Source organism: Micromonospora sp. A200, from assembly GCF_029893845.1.
Lineage (GTDB): Bacteria > Actinomycetota > Actinomycetes > Mycobacteriales > Micromonosporaceae > Micromonospora > Micromonospora purpureochromogenes.
The window spans coordinates 104,995-123,768 of the sequence record NZ_JARXXY010000012.1 but is presented as its reverse complement, the minus strand read 5'-3'; the positions used below and the strand labels follow the sequence as shown (position 1 = coordinate 123,768).

The window sequence follows — 18,774 nt, the reverse complement described above, 5'->3', positions numbered from 1 at the left end:
CGGCGGACGGGTCAGCCGGCGAAGGAGAGCCAGCGGAAATCCGCCGTCGCGATCTCGGCGCGCTCCGCCTCGGTGAGCGGCAGCCTCCCGGTGGTCTTGCGGATCAGGGTGAGCGGGTCCCAGCCCAGCCGCGCCGGGACGGGCCGGCCGCCGGTGAGCAGGTCGGCGACCACCTGGGCGGCGGTCGGGGTCAGCCACGGCCGCCGGTCCAGCGCCCGGGCCAGGTCGAGGCCGTGCACGCCGACCTCCACCACCCGGGTGACCAAAAAATCGGACAGGGTCATCGCGTCGCCGTGCCGGGTGCGGACCACCCGGTCGGCGGGCTGCGCCGCGACGGCGGAGTCGGTGCCCCGCCAGGCGGCGGTGAAGGCCTCGGCCATCGCCGCCGCGTCGGCCGGTCGACGGGCCTCCCGGCGGGCGCTGTCGACCCGCGCGGCGTCGACCTCCGGGGTGAACTTCGCCACGCCGAAGTAGCCGGCGGGGTCCACCTCCGCCCGGGGCGGGGCCGGCGCGGCGAGCATGTCGACCAGACGGCCGGCGCCGGTGCTGACGTGAGCGACGAGGTCGCGGACGGCCCAGGGTGGGCAGGGGGTCGGGCGGTCCAGGTCCGCCTCGGTCAGGGTGCGCAGCACCCCGTCGAGCCGGGCGCACTCGTCCCGGAACGCCGTCCGTACCGTCTCCACCGGGCCGATCCTCCCCCGCCGTCGTGGTGCTCGTACCCTGCCACGTCGGTTTCGGCCGGCCGGTCGCGGGTACGCGCCGGGCCGACGAGAGGGGGCGGGCGACAGATGGCCGGCATCATGCTGCGTAGCACCGCGTTCAACGACCACGACCAGTTGCCGGGGCGGTTCTCGCGAGACGGCGGGAACGCCTCACCGCCGTTGCAGTGGTCCGACGTGCCGGAGTCCGCGACCGAGCTGCTGCTGTTGGTCGAGGACCCGGACGCCGGGCGGAGTCCGTTCCTGCACTGGCTGGTCACCGGGATCTCCCCGACCTCCGGCGGAGTCGGGGAGGGCATGGTCCCCGAGGGCGGCCGGGAGTGGCCCAACGGCTTCGGCACCACCGGGTGGGGTGGGCCGCACCCGCCGCAGGCCGACGAGGCGCACCGCTACTTCTTCCGGCTGTACGCCCTGGAACGCCCGGTCGACCTGCCCGACGCCCCGCAGGCCGCCGACGTGCACGCGGCACTGGCCGGCCGGGAGCTGGCCAGCGGCACCATGGTCGGGACGTACCGGCGCTGATCAGCCCTTGTAGCGGGGCACCAGGCGGTGCATCGGGAGCAGCACCAGCGCGGCCACCACCGCCATCGTGCCGGCGATGCCGGCGGCGCTGCCCGCGTACCCGATGAAGAGCGGACGGCGGCTCAGCTCGTCGACCGGCACCTGCTGCTGGTCGAGCAGCCAGGACAGGGCCAGCCCGCTGGCGACGACGGCCGCCAGGCCGCCCAGCCCGAGCAGGGCCGCGGCGAGCCGGTGGGCGTCCTCGGCGGAGACCTGCGCCTGCTCCCGTTGGAAGACCAGCAGGAGCAGCCCGGCCAGCGCGGCCCAGACGCCGACCACGAGGAACGCCGCCACGGCGTCGCTGGGCCGGTGCCAGCCGGCGGAGAGGGTGGCCACGCCAGCGATGGCGGCGTACGCGACGCCGAGGAACGCCCCGAGCGGGCGCACCTTGGGCGGCAGCACCAGGATCAGCGCCAGCGCCACCGAGGCGGCGATGGTGGCGTGCCCGCTGGGCAGGCTGTTGCCGGCGGCGTCCCGTTCCGGGTCGATGCCCAGCGCCGGCCGGTCGAGGACGTACTTGAGCAGCTGGGTGCTGACGTTCGCGCCCGCGATCAGCAGGGTGGCCGCGACGGCGAGCGCCTTGCGGCCACGGATCAGCGCGATGAAGCCGATCACGGCGGTGGCGGCGAGCAGCGACACCACCGACATCGCGTTGAGGATCCGGTTGACCGGCCCGTCGATGCGGTCCTGGCCGATCTGGTTGCCGGTCAACGCGACCGTGTCCAGCCACTGGCCGGTCCCGGTGTGCACGGCGAAGCGCCACAGCACCATGAGAGCGGCCGCCTGGACCAGAGCCAGTACGACCAACCAGACCGCGGTCCAACCTCTTGCCGTCGCGCGCACCCGCACACCGTAGCGGCACTCCCGGCAGGTCGCTCGGCGAGACACCGGTGCGTCCCGGCTAGGTTGGGGCCGGACCACGGGAGGTGACGGTGGGCGGTACGACGGAACGGGAGCCGGCGGTCGCGGAGCGGCCGGAGTCGCTGGCGGACCTGCTGGGCGGGCGGCGCGGTGCGGTGGACGCGACCCTGCCGCCGGTGGCGTTCACCCTCGGCTGGCTGCTGACCGGGCGGTCCATCGCCGGCGGGGTGGCGGCGGCCGTGCTGGTCGGCACGGCGGTGGCCGGGTGGCGGCTGCGCCGGGGCGACCGGCCGAGGTCGGTGCTGGTCGGGCTGCTCGCCGTCTGCGTCGCCGCGTTGATCGCGCTCTACACCGGACGGGCGGCCGACTTCTTCCTGGTGCAGCTCTTCTCCAACGCGGCCAGCGCGCTGGTCTGGGTGGTCAGCATCGTGGTGCGCCGGCCGCTGCTGGGGGTGGTGGTCGGGGTGGCACTGCGGCAGCGGGGCCGGTGGCGGCGGGACCGGGCGCTGCTGCGGGCGTACTCGCGGGGCAGCTGCGTCTGGGCGGCGACGTACGCGTTGCGGGTGGCGGTGTTCCTGCCGCTGTACCTCGGCGGTCAGGTGGTCGCGCTGACGGTGGCCCGGGCGGCGCTGACCTGGCCGCTGGTGGCGGCGGCGCTGACGGTGAGCTGGCTGCTGATCCGGCGGTCGCTGCCGGCCGGCCACCCGGGGCTGCGGCACCCGGTCACCCCGGACGGAAGCTGAACCGGGGGGAAAATTAAGGGAGAGGCCGCCACGGGGGGAGCGGCCTCTCCGAGAAACACGGTACTCCGTCGCACGGCGTCGTGTGATCCCGCGACGCCCTCTTTTTTCGCGGCTTTTCCCCGACGCACGCCGCGGCGGGCGGTGGGGTGGGTCGCCCGATCCGCTGCGTCGACCGAACCGTCGACCCACCCCCGGCCCGACCGTGGGAGTCGGGCCGCCCGCCGACCGGGCGGTCCACTCCCCCGGGCCCGGTCGGCCGCCGGACGGGTGGCGCCGCGCCACCCATCCGGGAGGGTCACCTCACCCGTTCGGGAACAATTTGCCGTAGTCGGCGTACGCCATGGCGACGTCGGCCTGGGCCCAGAACCGGTGGTAGGTCAGCTTCTCGACCCTGAAGGGCCGAGCTTGCGGATCGTGACGGCTCGTGGTGATGAGCACGAGGTCACGCCGCGTTCGGCAGGCTGACGGCTGCCCAGCCCGTAACACCGCGTGTGGCGACGTTGCGGGCTGCGTTCCGGTCGGCGTGCTCAGCGAAGCCGCACGACCGGCAGTGGAAGGTGGATTGGTTGGGCCGGTTGGCCTTGGCGACGTGTCCGCAGGCGGAGCATCCCTGCGAGGTGTACGCCGGGTCGACGTGCACGACCGCCACTCCGGCCCGCTTCGCCTTGTAGGCGATGTACTGGCCGAGTTGGTGGAACGCCCACGAGTGCAGCGTGACCCGCTGGGGCCGTCGGAGCCGTACCCGGTCACGGATGCCGCCCAGGTCTTCCAGGGCGATTCCGCGGCCGGTGCGTTCGGCCTCGGTCACGATGCTCTTGGCGATGCGGTGGTTGGTGTCGGCGGCGAACCGGGATTCCTTGCGGCGGCGTTTCTTCAGCAGCCGCTTGGCGGATTTGGTGCCGATGGCCTGGAGTTTCGCGCGGAGCCGCTGGTTGCGGTGCCGGACCCGGTTTGTGGCTTTGCCGCTGTGGTGGCGGCCGTCGGAGTCGGTGGCGAGGTTGGCGATGCCGAGGTCGACGCCGAGGAACCCGTCCGGTTCCTTGGTCGCCGTGTCGGGGATGTCGCAGGTGGCGTACAGGAACCACTTGCCGTCCCGGCAGACCAGGTCGGATTCGCCGCGGCGGTGCGCGACCAGGGTGGCGTGCTGCTGGTCGGAGCAGCCGAACCGGATCGGCCCGGATCGGCCAGCGACCGTCCAGATCGACACGGTGCGGGCAGCCAGTTGCCAGGACAGGCAACGGTCGTCGAACGGCTGCGCCGCGTCGCGACGGAACCGGATCGATTTACCCTCGGCGGCCTGGCGCCTCTTCGACCCTGGCTTGCCGAGGTTGCCGGCCTGGATGTTGGTCTTCAGGGTGGCGTACGCGCCGGATACCTTCCGGGCGACGTGGATGGCGGGCTGCGCGGACAGACCCATGTCCTTCAACTGGCCGTAGGTGAGCCGCTGCAACGACTGCTTGGCGAACACCCGCCGCTGGTACGCCAGCCCGGAGGCGACGTTCGCGGCGTCGTTGCACAGGTCCAGGGTTGCCCGCAACGCCGCCTGCTGAGCGGCGTCCGGGAACAGCCGGACCTGCACGACAATCTTCACCGGGCGTCCTCGTCGTCCGCGTAGCCCTCTTCGGCTGCCATCGACTTCGGCCAGCGGCGCCACGCGGCCCGGTCAGCTTCGTCCTCGGAGCAGCGTGTCTCGATCATCAGGTGGGTCATGGCGCCGTCGATGTACAGCACCGCCTGGTCGACCGTGCCGAGGTCCGGCGCGTCGTACCCGAGACGTGCCAGTGCGACGTCCAGCTCCGCTGCCCGCGCCTCGCTGGCCTGCTGCACGCTGGCCGCGTGGCGGCGTCGCGCTTCGGTCAGCCAGTCCGGCCTGCTGTCACGCAGCGACCGCACGTCCCGTTTGGTCCAGGGGCGGTCGAGTTTCGGCAGGTCCGCGTAGTCGATGCCGAGGACCTTGGCCGCCCAGCTCGGCTTCACGACCTTGTCCAGTTTCGCAGGCATGCCCACACCGAATCATCTTATCTATGTCACCACGATGGACCCCGGACCCGAATGTTCGCAGAGGTAGAAGCGTTGTCTACAACCTGCACGTACATCTTGTCTTCGTCACCAAGTATCGGCGGGACGTCCTCAACGACGCGATGCTCACCCACTGCGAACAGGTCATGCGGCAGGTCTGCGCCGACCTGGGCGCCGAGCTGCGCGAGTTCAACGGCGAGGACGACCACGTCCACCTGCTCGTGCACTACCCGCCCAAGCTGCCGATCTCCACGCTGGTCAACCGACTCAAGGGCGTCTCGGCGCACTACCTGCGCAAGGAGTTCACCGGCCGGATCAACCGGCACACCATGCACGGGCACCTGTGGTCCCCTTCGTACTTCGCCGCGTCCTGCGGCGGCGCCCCACTGGAAGTAGTCAAGGACTACATCAAAGGGCAGAAACGTCCCGGTCCGTGACGCGATTCCTCCCGGCCCTGAAGGGCCAGGATTCGTCGCTAATCCAGTTGACCGTGCCGGTGCCGCCCTCGGTCACGCTGACCGCCGACGGAGTGGCCACCAGCACCGGACCGGAGGCGGGGTTGACGGTGAACGCCTTCTCCGCCACCGCGACGCCGTTGGCGTTGTCGTACGCCTTGGCCTGCACGGCGTAGCTGCCGGCCGGGAGGTCCTCCAGTGTGTAGCCGTACGGGGCGGTGGTGTCGGTGTTGACCAGCAGGCCGTTGCGGTAGAACTCGACCTTGGCGATCGTCCCGTCCGGGTCGCCGGCGGTGGCGGTGAGCGGTACGTCAGCCGGCGCCTCGAACGGTCCGGTCGGCAGCCCAAGCGACACCGTCGGCGGCTGGTTGGCCGGGGTGCCGTTGCAGGCGATTCCGTTGAGGGTGAAGGCGGTGGGCTTCGGGTTGCTGCCGGCGTACGCGCCGTTGAACCCGATGGTGGTGGAAGCGCCGGTGCCGAGGTTGCCGTTCCACGACTCGTTGGTCGCGGTGACCTCGCTGCCGGTCTGGCTCCACTTCGCCGACCAGCCCTGGGTGACGCGCTGGGAGCTGTTCGGGAAGGAGAACTTGAGCGTCCAGCCGGTGAGTGCGTCGCCCAGGTTCTTGACGGTGACGTTGGCGGTGAAGCCGGTGTTCCAGTCGTTGGTCGCGTAGACCACGTCGCAGGCGGGGGCGGCCTGCGCGGCGCCGGCCGGCAGGGTCACCCCGCCGTTGGCCAGCGCGGTGGCGGCGAACATCGCCGTCCGGCGACGTCTTGCCCAGAGTCTCATGTGCGCGGTGTCTCCTCGGAGGAGGGCCGGAGCCTGACGGGCCGCCGGCGAGGCGCCTCCACGCGAGCAGGGAACGCGGGGGGACGGAGGCGCCCGGGAAGGTGGTCGGTGCGGAACTGCGCCGGTCTGCCGCCCCTGGGGCGGCGGCGGTTCCTCGGGGTGCCGTCCGGAGATCCGGATGCCCTCGGCGACCCCCGCTCACGCGAGCTGGCTCCGTTGCGTCGATTCGACAGTCTGCCATGGAAGCGCTCCCACGCCAACACCGCAGGTGGGACACCGATCGATGTTTCGATCTCGTTTTGGGGCTTTCACAAACCCGTGACGGGCGTTACAGTCGCTGCATCGTCGATGGGAGCGCTTCCATCGACGGAGATGCAATTGTTCGACGACCGTGGTCGCCCGGCCGCGGTGCAGGCCAAGAGGCTGACGACGGGCCAGCCCGGACACCGTCGCCAGCCGACACCCGCCAGTGACGGAGGGAGGTGGAACCAGAGCCACTCGCGTGGCCCGGCTCCCGCGCGACACGCACGGCGGACGCCAATTCGACTCGTGCGTGTGTGCACCAAGGTGGGGACGGGGGTTGCCCTCCTCCGTCCCCACACTAAACCCCTGTAGTCGACGGGAAAAGAGGCCGACGGGACAGGCGCGTACGCCGCCCGGCCGGCCTCGCTCGCTATCTGCGCCCCGCCCGGCGCGTCGGACGACCGACGGCGCCCGTCACATCTCACTTCCCCCATCCCGGCCGCCTCCGCGCGGCCCTCTAGGCTGGCGGTCCGCCCCCGAGGCGGCCGGAACGCCGCATGCCGGTGTTGGGAGCGCTCCCGGCCGTCGGGGTGGCCCGCACCCTGAGGAGAAACACCGATGTCGATACTCACCCGACGGCGACTGCTGCACCCCGCCGCGCTCTCCGCCACCGCCAGCGCCGGGATCTCCCCGGTCGGGGCCGCCGTGGCTGGCGCGGCCGCCGCGGCCGGCGCCGTGACGGCCGGCTGCGACACCCCGCCGGACGGGAACCCGACCGCCACCCCCGGCGCGGGCACCCTGCGCTTCCCACGCGACTTCGGCTGGGGCGCGGCCACCTCGGCCTACCAGATCGAGGGCGCCGCCAAGGAGGACGGGCGCGGGGAGTCGATCTGGGACACCTTCAGCCGTACCCCGGGGCGGACCCGCAACGGCGACACCGGCGACGTGGCCGCGGACCACTACCACCGCTGGTCCGAGGACCTGGACCTGATGCGCGACCTCGGCCTGCGCAGCTACCGGTTCTCCGTCTCCTGGCCCCGCATCCAGGCCGACGGCACCGGCCGACCCAACCAGCGCGGCCTCGACTTCTACCGCCGGCTCGTCGACGGCCTGCACGAGCGCGGCATCGCACCCATGGTCACCCTCTTCCACTGGGACCTGCCCCAGTCGTTGCAGGACGCCGGCGGCTGGGAGAACCGGGACACCGCGTACCGCTTCGCCGACTACGCCGACGCCGTGTTCCGGGGCCTGGGTGACCAGGTGCCGGTGTGGCTGACCGTCAACGAGCCGAAGACCGTGGTGCAGAACGGCTACCTCTGGGGCCACCACGCCCCGGGCCGGCAGGATCCGGACGCCGCGTACCTGGTCGCCCACCACCTCCAGCTCGCACACGGGCTGGCAGTGCGCGCCCTGCGGGCCACCGGCTCCACCGCGCGGATCGGGCCGGCGTTCAACCTGCACCCGTGCTACCCGGCCGACGACACCCCGGCCGCGGCGGCCGCGACCCGGCTCTACGACGGCTACGAGAACCGGCTGTACCTGGACTCCGTGCTCACCGGTGCGTACCCGGCCGACGTGCTGGCCGACCTCGGCGGGGACAGCCGGCTGGTCCGGGGCATCGCCGACGGCGACCTGGAGATCATTTCCAGCCCGGTCGACCTGCTGGCCGTGCAGTACTACACCCCGATCTACGTCACCGCCGACGGCGGCACCGTGCAGCGCTGGGCCACCTCGGAGGCGGAGTGGCAGCAGATGTACCCCGACGGGATGTACGACATCCTGACCCGGGTCACCCGGGACTACGGCCCCGTCCCGATCACCGTCACCGAGAACGGCCTGCCCTGCCCGGACGTCCTGGGCGCCGACGGCACCGTCGACGACGCCGGCCGGATCGCCTTCCTGCGGGACCACTTCGCCGCCGCGCACCGCGCGATCGCCGCCGGCGTGCCGCTGGAGAGCTACCACGTCTGGTCGCTGCTGGACAACTTCGAGTGGGCCGAGGGCTACGACCAGCGCTGGGGACTGGTCTACGTGGACTACGCCACCCAGCGCCGCATCCCCAAGCGCAGCGCCCACTGGTACCGGCAGGTGATCAGCGACAACGGCCTCTGAGCCACCCGCCGGCCGGGACCGGCGCACCGGACCGCGTGGGGGGCGGTCCGGTGGTCCAGCCCGCCGGGGCGGGCGGGTCCGGCCGAGCGGGATCGGCCCGCCGGTACGGCGGGAGCGGTCGTCGTCAGCGGGGCAGCGCCTGCTGCAACTCGGCGCGCAGCGCCGGGGTGAGCATCTCCCCGGCCTGCTTGGCGAGCCGGGCCATCTCGTAGCCGACCACGCCGATGTCGGCGTCCGAGGCGGCCAGCGTGGCGAGGATCGAGCCGTCGCGGATCTGCATCACCAGGAAGTAGCCGCGCCCCATCTCGACGACCGTCTGCTTGACGATGTCGCCGTCGAACATCTGGGCCGCCCCCGCGGTGATGCTCATCAGGCCGGAGGTCACCGCGGCGAGCTTGTCGGCGTGGTCGCGGGGCAGGTGCGCCGAGATCGCGACCAGCAGCCCGTCGGAGGAGACCACCACGGCGTGGGCCACCCCCGGCACCCGCTCCGCGAACGCGTTGACCAGCCAGCTAAGGTCCCGCGCCTCCTGGCTCAAGGTCGTCGTCACTGTCGTCCCCCTTCGCTGTGCCCACCCGACGGCGGCAAGATTATCTCCCGGGTCTCCTCGGCCTCGGCCCGGCGGACCCCGCTGTACAGCCGCGACAGCATCCCACCGACCGCCTCCGGGTCCGGGTCGTCCCGGGTGGCGGCAACCTCCGGACGGGCCGGCTCGGTGACCGCGGAGAGCTGCGCCATCGGCACCCGCACCGGCAGGCCCCGTTCGTTGGTGCCCCCGATGACAGGCGTCGCGGGCGGCGCGGGCGTCACATCACCCGCCGGCACCGCGGCGGACGATGCGGGCCCCTGGCGGGACCACCAGCCGCCGCCGGCCGCCGGGGCGCCCGCGGCCGGCGACAGCACGTCCTCGGCGCGGACCGGCACCGGCCGCCCCTGCACGGGCACCACCGGAGCCGGGTCGGGACGACGGCCGGCCACCGGCAGCTCCGTCGGCGCCGGCGCGCCGGCCGGCCGTCGCGGCCCGCCGGGCCGGGTCGCGCCGGCGACCGCCGTGGTCAGCATCCGCGGTGAGACCGGCCCGTCCAGCTCCGCCGGGGGCGCGGCGGCCAGCAGCGCGGCGGGCAGCTCGATCCGGGCGAGCAGGCCCTGCGCGCCACCGCTGAGGCGTACCCGGATGCCGTGCCGGGCGGCGAGGTGGCTGACCACGAACAGTCCCATCCGCTCCGAGGCGGCCACGTCGGCGGCCGGCGGGGAGGCCAGCACGATGTTGGCCTGTTCCAGCGCCGCCGGGCTCATCCCCAACCCCTGGTCGACGATCTCCACCACCGCGCCGCCGCCCTCGGCCCGGGCGCCCACCCGGACCACGGTGTCGGGCCGGGAGAAGGCGGTGGCGTTCTCCAGCAGCTCGGCCAGCAGGTGCACCAGTTCGCCGACGGCGTGCCCGACCACGTACAGGTCGGCCACCGACTCGCGGCGGACCCGCTGGTACTGCTCGATCTCGGCGCTGGCGGCCAGCAGCACCGCCCCGAGACCGACCGGGCGGTTCCACCGTCGGGTGGACTCCGTGCCGGCCAGCACCAGCAGGCTCTCGTCGTTACGGCGCATCCGGGCGGCCAGGTGGTCCAGCTTGAACAGGTTCTCCAGCTGGTCCGGGTCGGCCTCCTCCCGTTCCAGGTCGTCGAGCAGCTCCAGCTGCCGCTCCACCAGCACCTGGCTGCGTCGGGCCAGGTTGACGAACATCGCGTTGACGGTGCGCCGCGTCTCCGCCTGCTCCACCGCGACGCTGACCGCGCTGCGGTGCACCGCGACGAACGCCTCGGCCAGCTCGCCGATCTCGTCGGAGGAACGGACGACCGGGGGCGGCACATCGATGGTGGGCACGCCGCCCTGCACCGAGCGGAGCCGGTCCAGCGCGTCCGGCAGCTCGACCTGGGCGATCCGCAGGGCCTGCCCGCGCAGGCGCTGCATGGAGTTGGCGATGGACCGGCCGATGAGGAGGGCGAGCAGCACGGCGAGCCCGAGCACCACCACGATGCCGCCGACCACCAGCAGGGTGGTGCGCAGCCGGTCGCCGCTGACCGTGTCGGCCCGGGTCACCGCGTCGTCCAGCACCCGCGCCTCCAGCTGGCGCAGCAACTCCTGGCGCTGCTCGCTGGCGGCCCACCACTGTGGCGCGGGCAGCACCTCCGCGCGGGCACCGCCGGTGGGTAGGCTCTTCTCCTCCAGCCTCATCGCCGCGACGAACGCCGGGTCGACCGAGGTCCGGTCGTAGAGCCGGACCTGATCGTTGGTGGCGGCGACCCGGAACGCGCCGAGCGCGGCCAGCTGCTGCGCCCGCAGGTCGGTGAGGGTCACCTGGTCGTCCAGGTCGTAGCGGCCGGCCCGGGCGGCGGCGTAGAGCTGCCCGCGGATCCGCGACGACAGCTCCTTGACCCGGGCGAGCTGCACGTACCGCAGCACGGCGTCGGTGAGCACGGGCTGCTGCTCCCCCGGCGAGGGCTCCGCCAGCAGGTTGAGCAGCGCCTCGATGGCCCGGTGGTAGTTGCTCAGGATGGTGTCGCTGTTGAGCACCGCCGGCGGCACCGCGGCCCGGATGTAGACCACCTGGTCGTACGCCTCCAGCGCCTCGCCGTACGCCACCCGCCAGGACGCGTCGGCGTCGACCAGCGGCTGCGCGGCCCCGCGCAGCTCACTGACGGCCTGGTCGGTGGCCGCCTGCAACGGCCGCAGCGCGCTGACCGCCGCGACCCGGTCGGCCTCGCTCCCGGCCCGGCGCAGCTCGGCCAACTCCCCCGCGGAGCGGTCCCGCTCCTGCTGGAGCCGGTCCACCACGCCTGTGATCTGCCGGCCGATGCCGACCTGCCGGGCGAAGTCGCTCAACGCGGTGGTCTGCCCGACCAGCGCCGCGGTCTGCACGCCGGCCAGCACCAGGAAGGCCACGGACGGGATGACCAGCACGGTGGCGAGCTTGGTGCGCATCCGCCAGTCGCGCAGCCGGAACGGCGAGCGCCGCCGGTGGGGTACGACCCGGACGGCCCCCCGGCTCCGACCACCCTGCTCGCCCTGCCTCGGGTCGGGACCTGCGCCCACACCTGCCTCCTCGGTCCCCCGCCTCCCCCGCGTCAGGGAGCGGGGTCCATCCAACCAGGCCCGCGAGCTGTGTCAACGGGCTGTGCCACCGCTCCGGTCAGGAAGCGGCGCCGGAGGGCTCCGGCGAGGATCCCTCGTCGGGCGGCTCGGTCATCGCCAGCCGCCCCGCCTCGGCCACCCGGCCCAGCGCCACCAGCGCCGCGCCGATCGCGCCGATCTCCGGCTCGGCACGGTGCCGCACCGGGCGGGGCGCCAGCGCCGTGGCGAACGCCGAGCGCCACCAGGCGGAGGCCGCCATCGCTCCCCCACCCAGCACCACCTCCATCGGCATCTCGACGGTGGACTCCAGCACGGCCAGATCGTCGGCGACCATCCGGCACAGGCCGGCCATCAGTCCGGCCAGGATCTCCACCCCGGTGGTGGCGAAGCCGACCCCGCGCAGCTCACCGGCACCGGCCGGAGCGAAGCCGGGTGGCCGGTCGCCGCCCAGGCGGGGGTCGGCCGTCACCTCGCCGCCGTCCGGCGGCACCCGGGCCAGCGCGGCCGCCAGCTCCGGGCCCTCGGGCAGCCGCAGCTCCCGCTTGGCCCAGGTGTAGAGGTTGCCGCCGCAGGAGTAGGCCGCCCCGGTCACCACGTACTCGTGGTCCACCCGGTAGCGCCAGAGTTCCTCGGGCAGCGGCGGCAGCGGCTCACCGGCCGGCAGCCGATGCAGCAGCCGGACCGCCGCGGAGGTGCCCACGGTCACCGCCGCGCGCCGCCCGTCCACACAACCGGAACCCACGTTGGAGGCCGCCCCGTCACCGACCGGGACGGACCAGGTCACGCCGGCCAGCTGCGGCCACCGACCGGCGTGCTCCGCGCGCAGTCGCCCGTTCCACCCCGTCGGCGCCAGCTCGGGCAGCTCGCCCGGCCGGACCCCGGCCAGCTCGCAGGCCTCGGCGTCCCAGGCCAGCGTGCGCAGGTCGAGCAGTCCCGTGCCGGAGGCCATGGAGACCGACATCGGCGCGGTGTCGAGCAGCTGGCCGAGGACGTACTCGGCCAGGCCGACGAACCGGGCGATCCGGCTGCCGCACCGCGCCCGGAGCCAGGGCAGCCGGAGCGGCCAGTAGCCGCGGTGCCACCACCCACCGGTCCGTTGGTGGTAGGCGTCCGGATCGGCCGGGCCGGCGTTGCCGGGGGCCGCCATGGCGCGGGTGTCCAGCCAGGTCAGGACCGGCCCGAGCGGCGCACCCGCGTCGTCGAGCGGCACCACCGAGTGCCACTGCGCCGAGACCGCGACCAGGTGCACGTCGGCCAGGTGCCCGGCGGCGGCGAGCTCGTCCAGGCACTCGACCAGGCAGGCCAGGTACTGCGCGGGGTCGAGGGTGCCCGAGCCGCGGTCGCCGATGCTCACGTGCACCTTGCGCCGCGCCAGCGCACCCGGCCGCGGGCCCGCGTCGGCGTCGAGCACGAGCCCGCGTACCGAGGAGGTGCCGAGGTCGAGAGCGAGAATGTTCATCGCCGGTCACGGTACCCGCCGACCGGCCCCGCGAAGCCTCGATCGCGGGCGGGCGCGCGACGCGTACCTCGGACGGCTTCCGCGACCGGCGGCGGCCGCGTAGGGTGGTCGACATGCTCGCGCACCTGTCCTGCTGGTGGCCCGCCGACCCGGCGGCCACCTTCCGCGCGTAGCTTTCCACGCGGCCGCCCGACGAGGCGGCCGCCGGTCTCTCCCCCGGCTCCCGGGCCGCCCCGACGGGCGGCGCCGACGGCCCGGAGGAGACACCGAATGAACCGCCCGCACGACCTGCTCGCCGCCCTCGCGCACGACGCCGACCCCGGCCCGTTCGCGCTCGTCCGTCGCGAGGGCGCCGCGCACCTCGACCTCTTCACGGGTACGGTCCGCACCGCCGACCGGCTCGCCGACCTGCCGCTGCCCGACGGGGCGGCCGGCCCGCGCACGCTGGCCCTGGTGCCGTACCGGCAGATCGCCGAGCGGGGCTTCGAGTGCGTCGACGACGGCACGCCGCTGGAGTACCTGGAGATAGCCGGGCACGCACGGATCGCCCTGGCCGACGCGCTCGCCGCGCTCCCGCAGGCCCCGGTGGTCACCACGGGCGCCGGATTCGACGTCGCCGACGAGGAGTACGCCGACACCGTCGAGCGGGTGCTGGCCGAGGAGATCGGCCGCGGTGAGGGCGCCAACTTCGTCATCCACCGCACCCTGCGGGCGACGGTGCAGGGATCGCCGCTGCGGGCGGGGCTGGCGGCACTGCGCCGGCTGCTGCTCGGCGAGCGGGGCGCCTACTGGACGTTCCTGGTGCACACCGGGCACCGGATCCTGGTCGGCGCGAGCCCGGAGCGGCACGTCAGCGTCGACGACGGGCTGGTGATGATGAACCCGATCAGCGGCACCTTCCGGCACGCCGGCGCGACCCCGGACCGCGCCGCCCTGCTGCGCTTCCTCCGCGATCCCAAGGAGGTCGAGGAGCTGTACATGGTGCTCGACGAGGAGCTGAAGATGATGGCCACGGTCGCCGAGCACGGCGGCCAGGTAATCGGGCCGTACCTGAAGGAGATGGCGCACCTCGCGCACACCGAGTACCTGCTCGCCGGGCGCGGCTCGAAGGACGTCCGGGAGGTGCTGCGGGAGACGATGTTCGCCCCGACGGTCACCGGCAGTCCGATGGAGAACGCCTGCCGGGTGATCGCCCGGCACGAGCGCTCCGGGAGGCGCTACTACTCCGGCGTGCTGGCCCTGCTCGGGCGCGACGACGAGGGCCGGCAGACGCTGGACGCGCCGATCCTGATCCGGACGGCGGAGATCTCCCCCGCCGGTGAGCTGCGGGTGCCGGTCGGGGCGACCCTGGTGCGGCACTCCACCGCCGCCGGCGAGGTCGCCGAGACGCACGCCAAGGCGGCCGGGGTGCTCGCCGCGCTGGGGCTGGCTGCGCAGGCGCCGGCCGCCGACCCCGCCCGGGCGGTACGGCTCGCCGAGGACCCCGAGGTGCGGGCGGTGCTCGCCGCGCGGAACACGCCGCTGGCCCGGTTCTGGCTCGACCAGCGGGTGCCCGGGGCGACCACACTGGCCGGGCTGGCCGGCCGGCGCGCGCTGATCGTGGACGGCGAGGACACCTTCACCGGGATGCTCGCCCACCAGCTCGGGGCCCTGAGTCTCGCCGTGGACGTCCGGCCGTGGCAACGGGCCGCCCCGCTCGACGGGTACGACCTGGTGGTGGTGGGGCCCGGCCCGGGCGACCCGGGCGCGACCACCGAGCCGAAGATGGCGGCGCTGCGGGCGCTGCTGGCCGACCGGCTCGCCGCCGGCCTGCCCACGCTGGCGGTCTGCCTCGGCCACCAGCTGCTCGCCGGCCTGCTGGGGTTGCCCCTGCACCGGCGGGAGGCGCCGTACCAGGGACTGCAGCGGGACGTCCCGGTCTTCGGCACGTCCCGGCGGGTGGGCTTCTACTCCACCTTCACCGCCCTGGCCGACCGCGACCGGCTCGGCACCCGGTACGGGCCGGTGGAGCTGTCCCGTGACCCGGCCGACGGGGCGGTGCACGCGCTGCGCGGCCCCGGTTTCGCCGGGGTGCAGTTCCACCCGGAGTCGGTGCTCAGCCGGGACGGGCTGGCCGTCCTGGCGGACCTGCTCGGGCACCTGCTGGCCCGTCCGGCGCTGACCGCGCATGGACCGGCCGATCTCGGGTAGGGGTTGCGGCGACCGGTGGACCGGACGGGCCGAGAGCCCCCGCCCGGCCACCGGTCGCCGGAGTTGATCAGCCGGCGGCCAGGCCGCGCTTGACCGCGGCGCTGATGCGCACCGCCCGCTTGGCGGTCAGGGCGGTGGCGCCGAGCGCCAGGTGGTCCGGGGCGGTCTCCCCGTTGTTGCTGGTGTGCGAGGCGCCGTACGGGTTGCCCGCGGCGAACTGGCTGGGGTCGGTGTAGCCGGGGGTCACCACCAGGCCGCCCCAGTGGTAGAAGGTCGTGAACAGGGACAACAGCGTGGACTCCTGCCCACCGTTCGAGGTCGCGGTGGAGGTGAAGGCGCTGTAGACCTTGTCCACCAGGGCGCCCTGCGACCAGAGCGGGCCGGTGGTGTCGATGAACTGCTTGAGCTGGGCGGCGATCATGCCGTAGCGGGTGGGTGAGCCGAAGATGACCACGTCAGCCCAGGACAGGTCGTCGAGCTGCGCCTCGGGGACGTCCTGCGTCTCCAGGTGATGGGCCTGCCAGCCCGAGTTGGAGCGGATCGCCTCGTCGGGCGCCAGCTCGCGTACCTTCCGCAGGCGCACCTCGGCGCCGGCCTCGCCGGCGGCCTCGCAGGCCGCCTGCGCCATCTGGTAGGTGATGCCGGTCGCGCTGTAGTAGACCACCGCTACCTTGACCTGGCCGTCCATCGGCACGTCCCTCCTCGGTTCGGATCAGCTCCCGCGACTACCCGTCACATGCCGTGTCAAACTGCAAGATCGAGCGGCCGAGCGGAGCCTGCCCTGGTCGACGCCGGCAATCCGGCACCGAGATCGATGGACTGCCTGCGGCCGCGACGGGAAGGAGAGGCGGATGAGCATCGGAAGACGCCGGGCCTCGTGCCCGCCCTACCCGGAGGCCGAGCGGCGATGAGCGACTACGGTCACCCGCTGCTCTTCGGATCGTTCACCACACCGGCGAGCGACGACCCGGCGGGCACCGTCGCCCTCGCCGTCCTGGCCGAGCAGGTCGGGCTGGACCTGGTCACCTTTCAGGACCACCCGTACCAGCCGAAGCTGCTCGACACCTGGACGCTGCTGAGCTACGTCGCCGCGCGGACCAGCACGGTCGGCCTGTCGGCGAACGTGACGAACCTTCCGCTGCGCCCGCCGGCGGTCCTCGCGCGCAGCGTGGCGAGCCTCGACCTGCTCAGCGGAGGGAGGGTCCGGCTGGGCCTGGGGGCGGGCGCGTTCTGGGACGCCATCGAGGCGATGGGCGGCCGCCGGCTAACGCCCGCGCAGGGGGTGCGGGCCTTGGAGGAGGCCATCGACGTCATCCGCCAACTGTGGGACGCCGACGCGCGCGGCGGCGTGCGGGTCGACGGCGAGTTCCACCGGGTGCACGGCGCCAAGCGCGGCCCGGCCCCCGCCCACCCGGTGCCGATCTGGCTGGGCGCCTACAAACCCCGGATGCTCGCCCTCACCGGCCGCCGGGCCGACGGCTGGCTCCCGTCGCTGGGCTATCTGAAGCCCGGCGACCTGACCACCGGCAACCGGATCATCGACGACGCCGCCCAGCAGGCCGGCCGGTCGCCGCGGGACGTCCGGCGGCTGCTCAACATCACCGGACGGTTCGGCGCGGTCGGTCGCGGCCCGCTGGACGGACCCGCGGAGCAGTGGGCCGAAGAACTGGCGGACCTGGCCCTGAGCGAGGGCGTCAGCGTCTTCATCCTCGGCAGCGACGATGCCGACGACCTGCGCCGATTCGCCGCCGAGGTGGCACCCGCCGCCCGCGAGCTGGTCGCCGCCGACCGGCGCTGAACCGGCGGCGCCAACGGCACGGAATTCCGGGATCCGGGCCATCCGGGGCGGCTCTCCCGCGCCCGGCGGGGCGGGGTTTGCCCGGCTCGGGGGCGGGTAGGGCGGGGCCATGGGAGGCGTTGCCGTGGCGCACCGGGTCGTCGACGTCAACGGCATCCAAACGTTCTACCGGGAAGCCGGGCCGGTGGACGCCCCGGTGGTGCTGCTGCCGCACGGCTACCCGTCCTCCTCGTTCCAGTTCCGCAACCTGATGCCGGCGCTCGGCGACCGCTGGCGGCTGCTCGCCCCCGACCTGCCGGGCTTCGGCTACACCCGGGCCGAAGCGGCGCCGTTCGCCTACACCTTCGACGGGTACGCCGACTTCCTGCGCCGGTTCACCGACGTCCTCGGGTTGCGCCACTACGCCATCTACCTGCAGGACTACGGCTCCCAGTTCGGGCTGCGACTGGCGATGAGCGCGCCGGAACGGGTCGCGGCACTGGTCATTCAGAACGGCGACATCTACGAGGACCAGCACGGGCCCAAGTACGCGCCGCTGAAGGAGATGTGGGCCGACCCCAGCCCGCAGGCGCTGGCCGAGGTGGCCGAACACGTCTCGGAGAGCGGGTTCCGCGCCGAGTTCCTGGGCGAGGTGCCCGGCGAGATCGCCGAGCGGATCAGCCCCGACCTGTGGACGCTCTCCTGGGCGCAGGTGGGCCGGCCGCCGGGCCCCGACCACCTCGTGCACCTGCTCGCCGACCAGCGGAGCACCGTCGACTGGTTCCCGCGTCAGCAGGCGTACCTGCGGGAGCACCGGCCGCCCACGCTGATCGTCTGGGGGCCGCACGACGGGTACATGCCCGAGGGGGCAGCCCGCGCGTACCTGCGCGACCTGCCGGACGCGGAGCTGCACCTGCTCGACGGCGGCCACTGGCTGCTGGAGACCCACCTCGACGAGGTGGTGTCCCTGATGCGCGACTTCCTCGGCCGCGTCCACCGTCCCGGCGCCGGGACGTAGCCGGCTCAAGATTTGCGCAAGTTCCCTGCGGGGAGGTGCTCGCCGGTCTCGCCGACCCGGGATCCTGGTCGCACGGGTGCCGGCGGCCCGGGACGCCGCCGACGCACGATGGACCTGAACGGGGGAAACGGGGGATCGCGCTCCGCCCGCGGCGTAGCGCGATCAGGGCCCGTGTCTGCCGGCGGCTCCGCCACCGGGTCGGCGGCCCGTGTCCGGCTCAGTCGTCAAGTCGGTCGCGCAGGTCGTCGACCTGTTGCTGGAGGCGGTTCACCGCACCCTCGTCGTTGACGAAGGTGCTGATCCCGGCCGCGAGGGCCAACCCGAGCAGCACCGCCAGCACGCTGAGCACCAGCCCGCCGATCGCGACCCCCCGCCCGGTCACCCCCGGGCGGCGGCTCATCTTCAGACCGAAGATCCCCAGGATCACCCCGATGATCCCGAGCAGCAGACCGATCCAGGCGAGGATGGCGGTCAGCACGCTGAACAGCGCCGCCACGCCGAACACCAGAGCGAAGGTGGCGGCGGCACTGGTCTTGGCCGGGGTACCTCCGGTGGAGCGGGCGCGCGGGGCGGGCTCACTGGACGCGGTCATCTCATACCTCGCATTCTTCGCTACGGTCCCGGACGGCGCATCCCCCATGTCCCGACACTTATGCGTCCGCTCCGGCACCTTCCTCCCGCTGCTGCTATCCACGGCC

Annotated in this window: 17 protein-coding genes and 1 pseudogene; 7 read left to right on the top strand and 11 right to left on the bottom strand. The window is 73.7% G+C overall.

Going from position 1 to position 18,774, the window contains the following annotated elements; translation table 11 throughout:
• Positions 1-11: 11 nt before the first annotated feature.
• Positions 12-692, bottom strand: a complete 681-nt coding sequence (locus M2302_RS14170) for a maleylpyruvate isomerase N-terminal domain-containing protein (protein WP_280838408.1) — start codon at positions 690-692, stop codon at positions 12-14.
• A gap of 108 nt (positions 693-800) precedes the next feature.
• On the opposite strand from M2302_RS14170, the gene M2302_RS14165 reads away from it, so the two are divergent.
• Positions 801-1,241 carry a YbhB/YbcL family Raf kinase inhibitor-like protein gene (locus M2302_RS14165; protein WP_280838354.1) on the top strand — a complete coding sequence of 147 codons (441 nt, stop codon included), beginning with the start codon at positions 801-803 and terminating at the stop codon, positions 1,239-1,241.
• On the opposite strand, the gene M2302_RS14160 is transcribed toward M2302_RS14165, so the two are convergent.
• On the bottom strand, positions 1,242-2,129 hold the full coding sequence (locus tag M2302_RS14160) for a phosphatase PAP2 family protein (protein WP_280838407.1): 888 nt from the start codon (positions 2,127-2,129) through the stop codon (positions 1,242-1,244).
• 83 nt (positions 2,130-2,212) lie between these two features.
• On the opposite strand from M2302_RS14160, the gene M2302_RS14155 reads away from it, so the two are divergent.
• The gene (locus tag M2302_RS14155; protein ID WP_280838353.1) at positions 2,213-2,884 is read left to right on the top strand and encodes a DUF3159 domain-containing protein; all 672 of its coding nucleotides are present in this window, start codon (positions 2,213-2,215) and stop codon (positions 2,882-2,884) included.
• A gap of 300 nt (positions 2,885-3,184) precedes the next feature.
• Here the strand turns inward: M2302_RS14155 and M2302_RS14150 are convergent, their stop codons facing one another.
• From M2302_RS14150 to M2302_RS14140, 3 genes are read right to left on the bottom strand one after another with little or no spacing between them, the layout of a single operon-like run.
• Positions 3,185-3,322, bottom strand: coding sequence for a glycoside hydrolase family 48 protein (locus M2302_RS14150; RefSeq protein WP_280838352.1), 138 nt, complete (start codon positions 3,320-3,322; stop codon positions 3,185-3,187).
• Positions 3,323-3,326: 4 nt separating this feature from the next.
• Positions 3,327-4,475, bottom strand: coding sequence for a transposase (locus M2302_RS14145; RefSeq protein ID WP_280838351.1), 1,149 nt, complete (start codon positions 4,473-4,475; stop codon positions 3,327-3,329).
• Complete coding sequence (locus M2302_RS14140) at positions 4,472-4,885, bottom strand: hypothetical protein (RefSeq protein ID WP_280838350.1); 414 nt, start codon at positions 4,883-4,885, stop codon at positions 4,472-4,474. Before M2302_RS14140 ends, M2302_RS14145 begins: the two co-directional genes overlap by 4 nt.
• Positions 4,886-4,908: 23 nt before the next feature.
• Between M2302_RS14140 and tnpA the strand changes: the two genes are divergently transcribed.
• Entirely contained in the window at positions 4,909-5,340 is a 432-nt protein-coding gene (gene tnpA / locus M2302_RS14135; RefSeq protein WP_280838349.1) for an IS200/IS605 family transposase, read from the top strand.
• A 49-nt stretch (positions 5,341-5,389) separates the two neighbouring features.
• Here the strand turns inward: tnpA and M2302_RS14130 are convergent.
• Positions 5,390-6,148 (bottom strand): annotated as a pseudogene (locus M2302_RS14130) (cellulose binding domain-containing protein); the annotation flags it as partial.
• A gap of 861 nt (positions 6,149-7,009) precedes the next feature.
• Here M2302_RS14130 and M2302_RS14125 point away from each other — a divergent pair.
• Positions 7,010-8,503, top strand: a complete 1,494-nt coding sequence (locus tag M2302_RS14125) for a GH1 family beta-glucosidase (RefSeq protein WP_280838348.1) — start codon at positions 7,010-7,012, stop codon at positions 8,501-8,503.
• 124 nt (positions 8,504-8,627) lie between these two features.
• Here M2302_RS14125 and M2302_RS14120 read toward each other — a convergent pair whose 3' ends face one another.
• The 3 genes from M2302_RS14120 to M2302_RS14110 form a co-directional block, all read right to left on the bottom strand.
• Complete coding sequence (locus M2302_RS14120) at positions 8,628-9,041, bottom strand: roadblock/LC7 domain-containing protein (RefSeq protein WP_172894634.1); 414 nt, start codon at positions 9,039-9,041, stop codon at positions 8,628-8,630.
• Between the two features lie 8 nt (positions 9,042-9,049).
• Positions 9,050-11,593, bottom strand: coding sequence for a nitrate- and nitrite sensing domain-containing protein (locus M2302_RS14115; RefSeq protein WP_280838347.1), 2,544 nt, complete (start codon positions 11,591-11,593; stop codon positions 9,050-9,052).
• A 97-nt stretch (positions 11,594-11,690) separates the two neighbouring features.
• Positions 11,691-13,091 (bottom strand): FGGY family carbohydrate kinase, encoded by a 1,401-nt coding sequence (locus tag M2302_RS14110; RefSeq protein WP_280838346.1) that lies wholly within the window; start codon positions 13,089-13,091, stop codon positions 11,691-11,693.
• A 270-nt stretch (positions 13,092-13,361) separates the two neighbouring features.
• Between M2302_RS14110 and M2302_RS14105 the strand changes: the two genes are divergently transcribed.
• The gene (locus M2302_RS14105; protein WP_280838345.1) at positions 13,362-15,281 is read left to right on the top strand and encodes an anthranilate synthase family protein; all 1,920 of its coding nucleotides are present in this window, start codon (positions 13,362-13,364) and stop codon (positions 15,279-15,281) included.
• 67 nt (positions 15,282-15,348) lie between these two features.
• Here M2302_RS14105 and wrbA read toward each other — a convergent pair whose 3' ends face one another.
• Positions 15,349-15,969, bottom strand: coding sequence for an NAD(P)H:quinone oxidoreductase (gene wrbA / locus M2302_RS14100; protein WP_280838344.1), 621 nt, complete (start codon positions 15,967-15,969; stop codon positions 15,349-15,351).
• A 219-nt stretch (positions 15,970-16,188) separates the two neighbouring features.
• Between wrbA and M2302_RS14095 the strand changes: the two genes are divergently transcribed.
• A complete protein-coding gene (locus M2302_RS14095; protein WP_280838343.1) occupies positions 16,189-17,079 on the top strand; it encodes an LLM class flavin-dependent oxidoreductase in 891 nt (296 codons plus the stop codon).
• A gap of 109 nt (positions 17,080-17,188) precedes the next feature.
• A complete protein-coding gene (locus M2302_RS14090) occupies positions 17,189-18,076 on the top strand; it encodes an alpha/beta hydrolase (RefSeq protein WP_280838342.1) in 888 nt (295 codons plus the stop codon).
• Positions 18,077-18,293: 217 nt separating this feature from the next.
• Here the strand turns inward: M2302_RS14090 and M2302_RS14085 are convergent, their stop codons facing one another.
• Positions 18,294-18,668 (bottom strand): hypothetical protein, encoded by a 375-nt coding sequence (locus M2302_RS14085; protein ID WP_210776482.1) that lies wholly within the window; start codon positions 18,666-18,668, stop codon positions 18,294-18,296.
• Between the last annotated feature and the right edge of the window lie 106 nt (positions 18,669-18,774).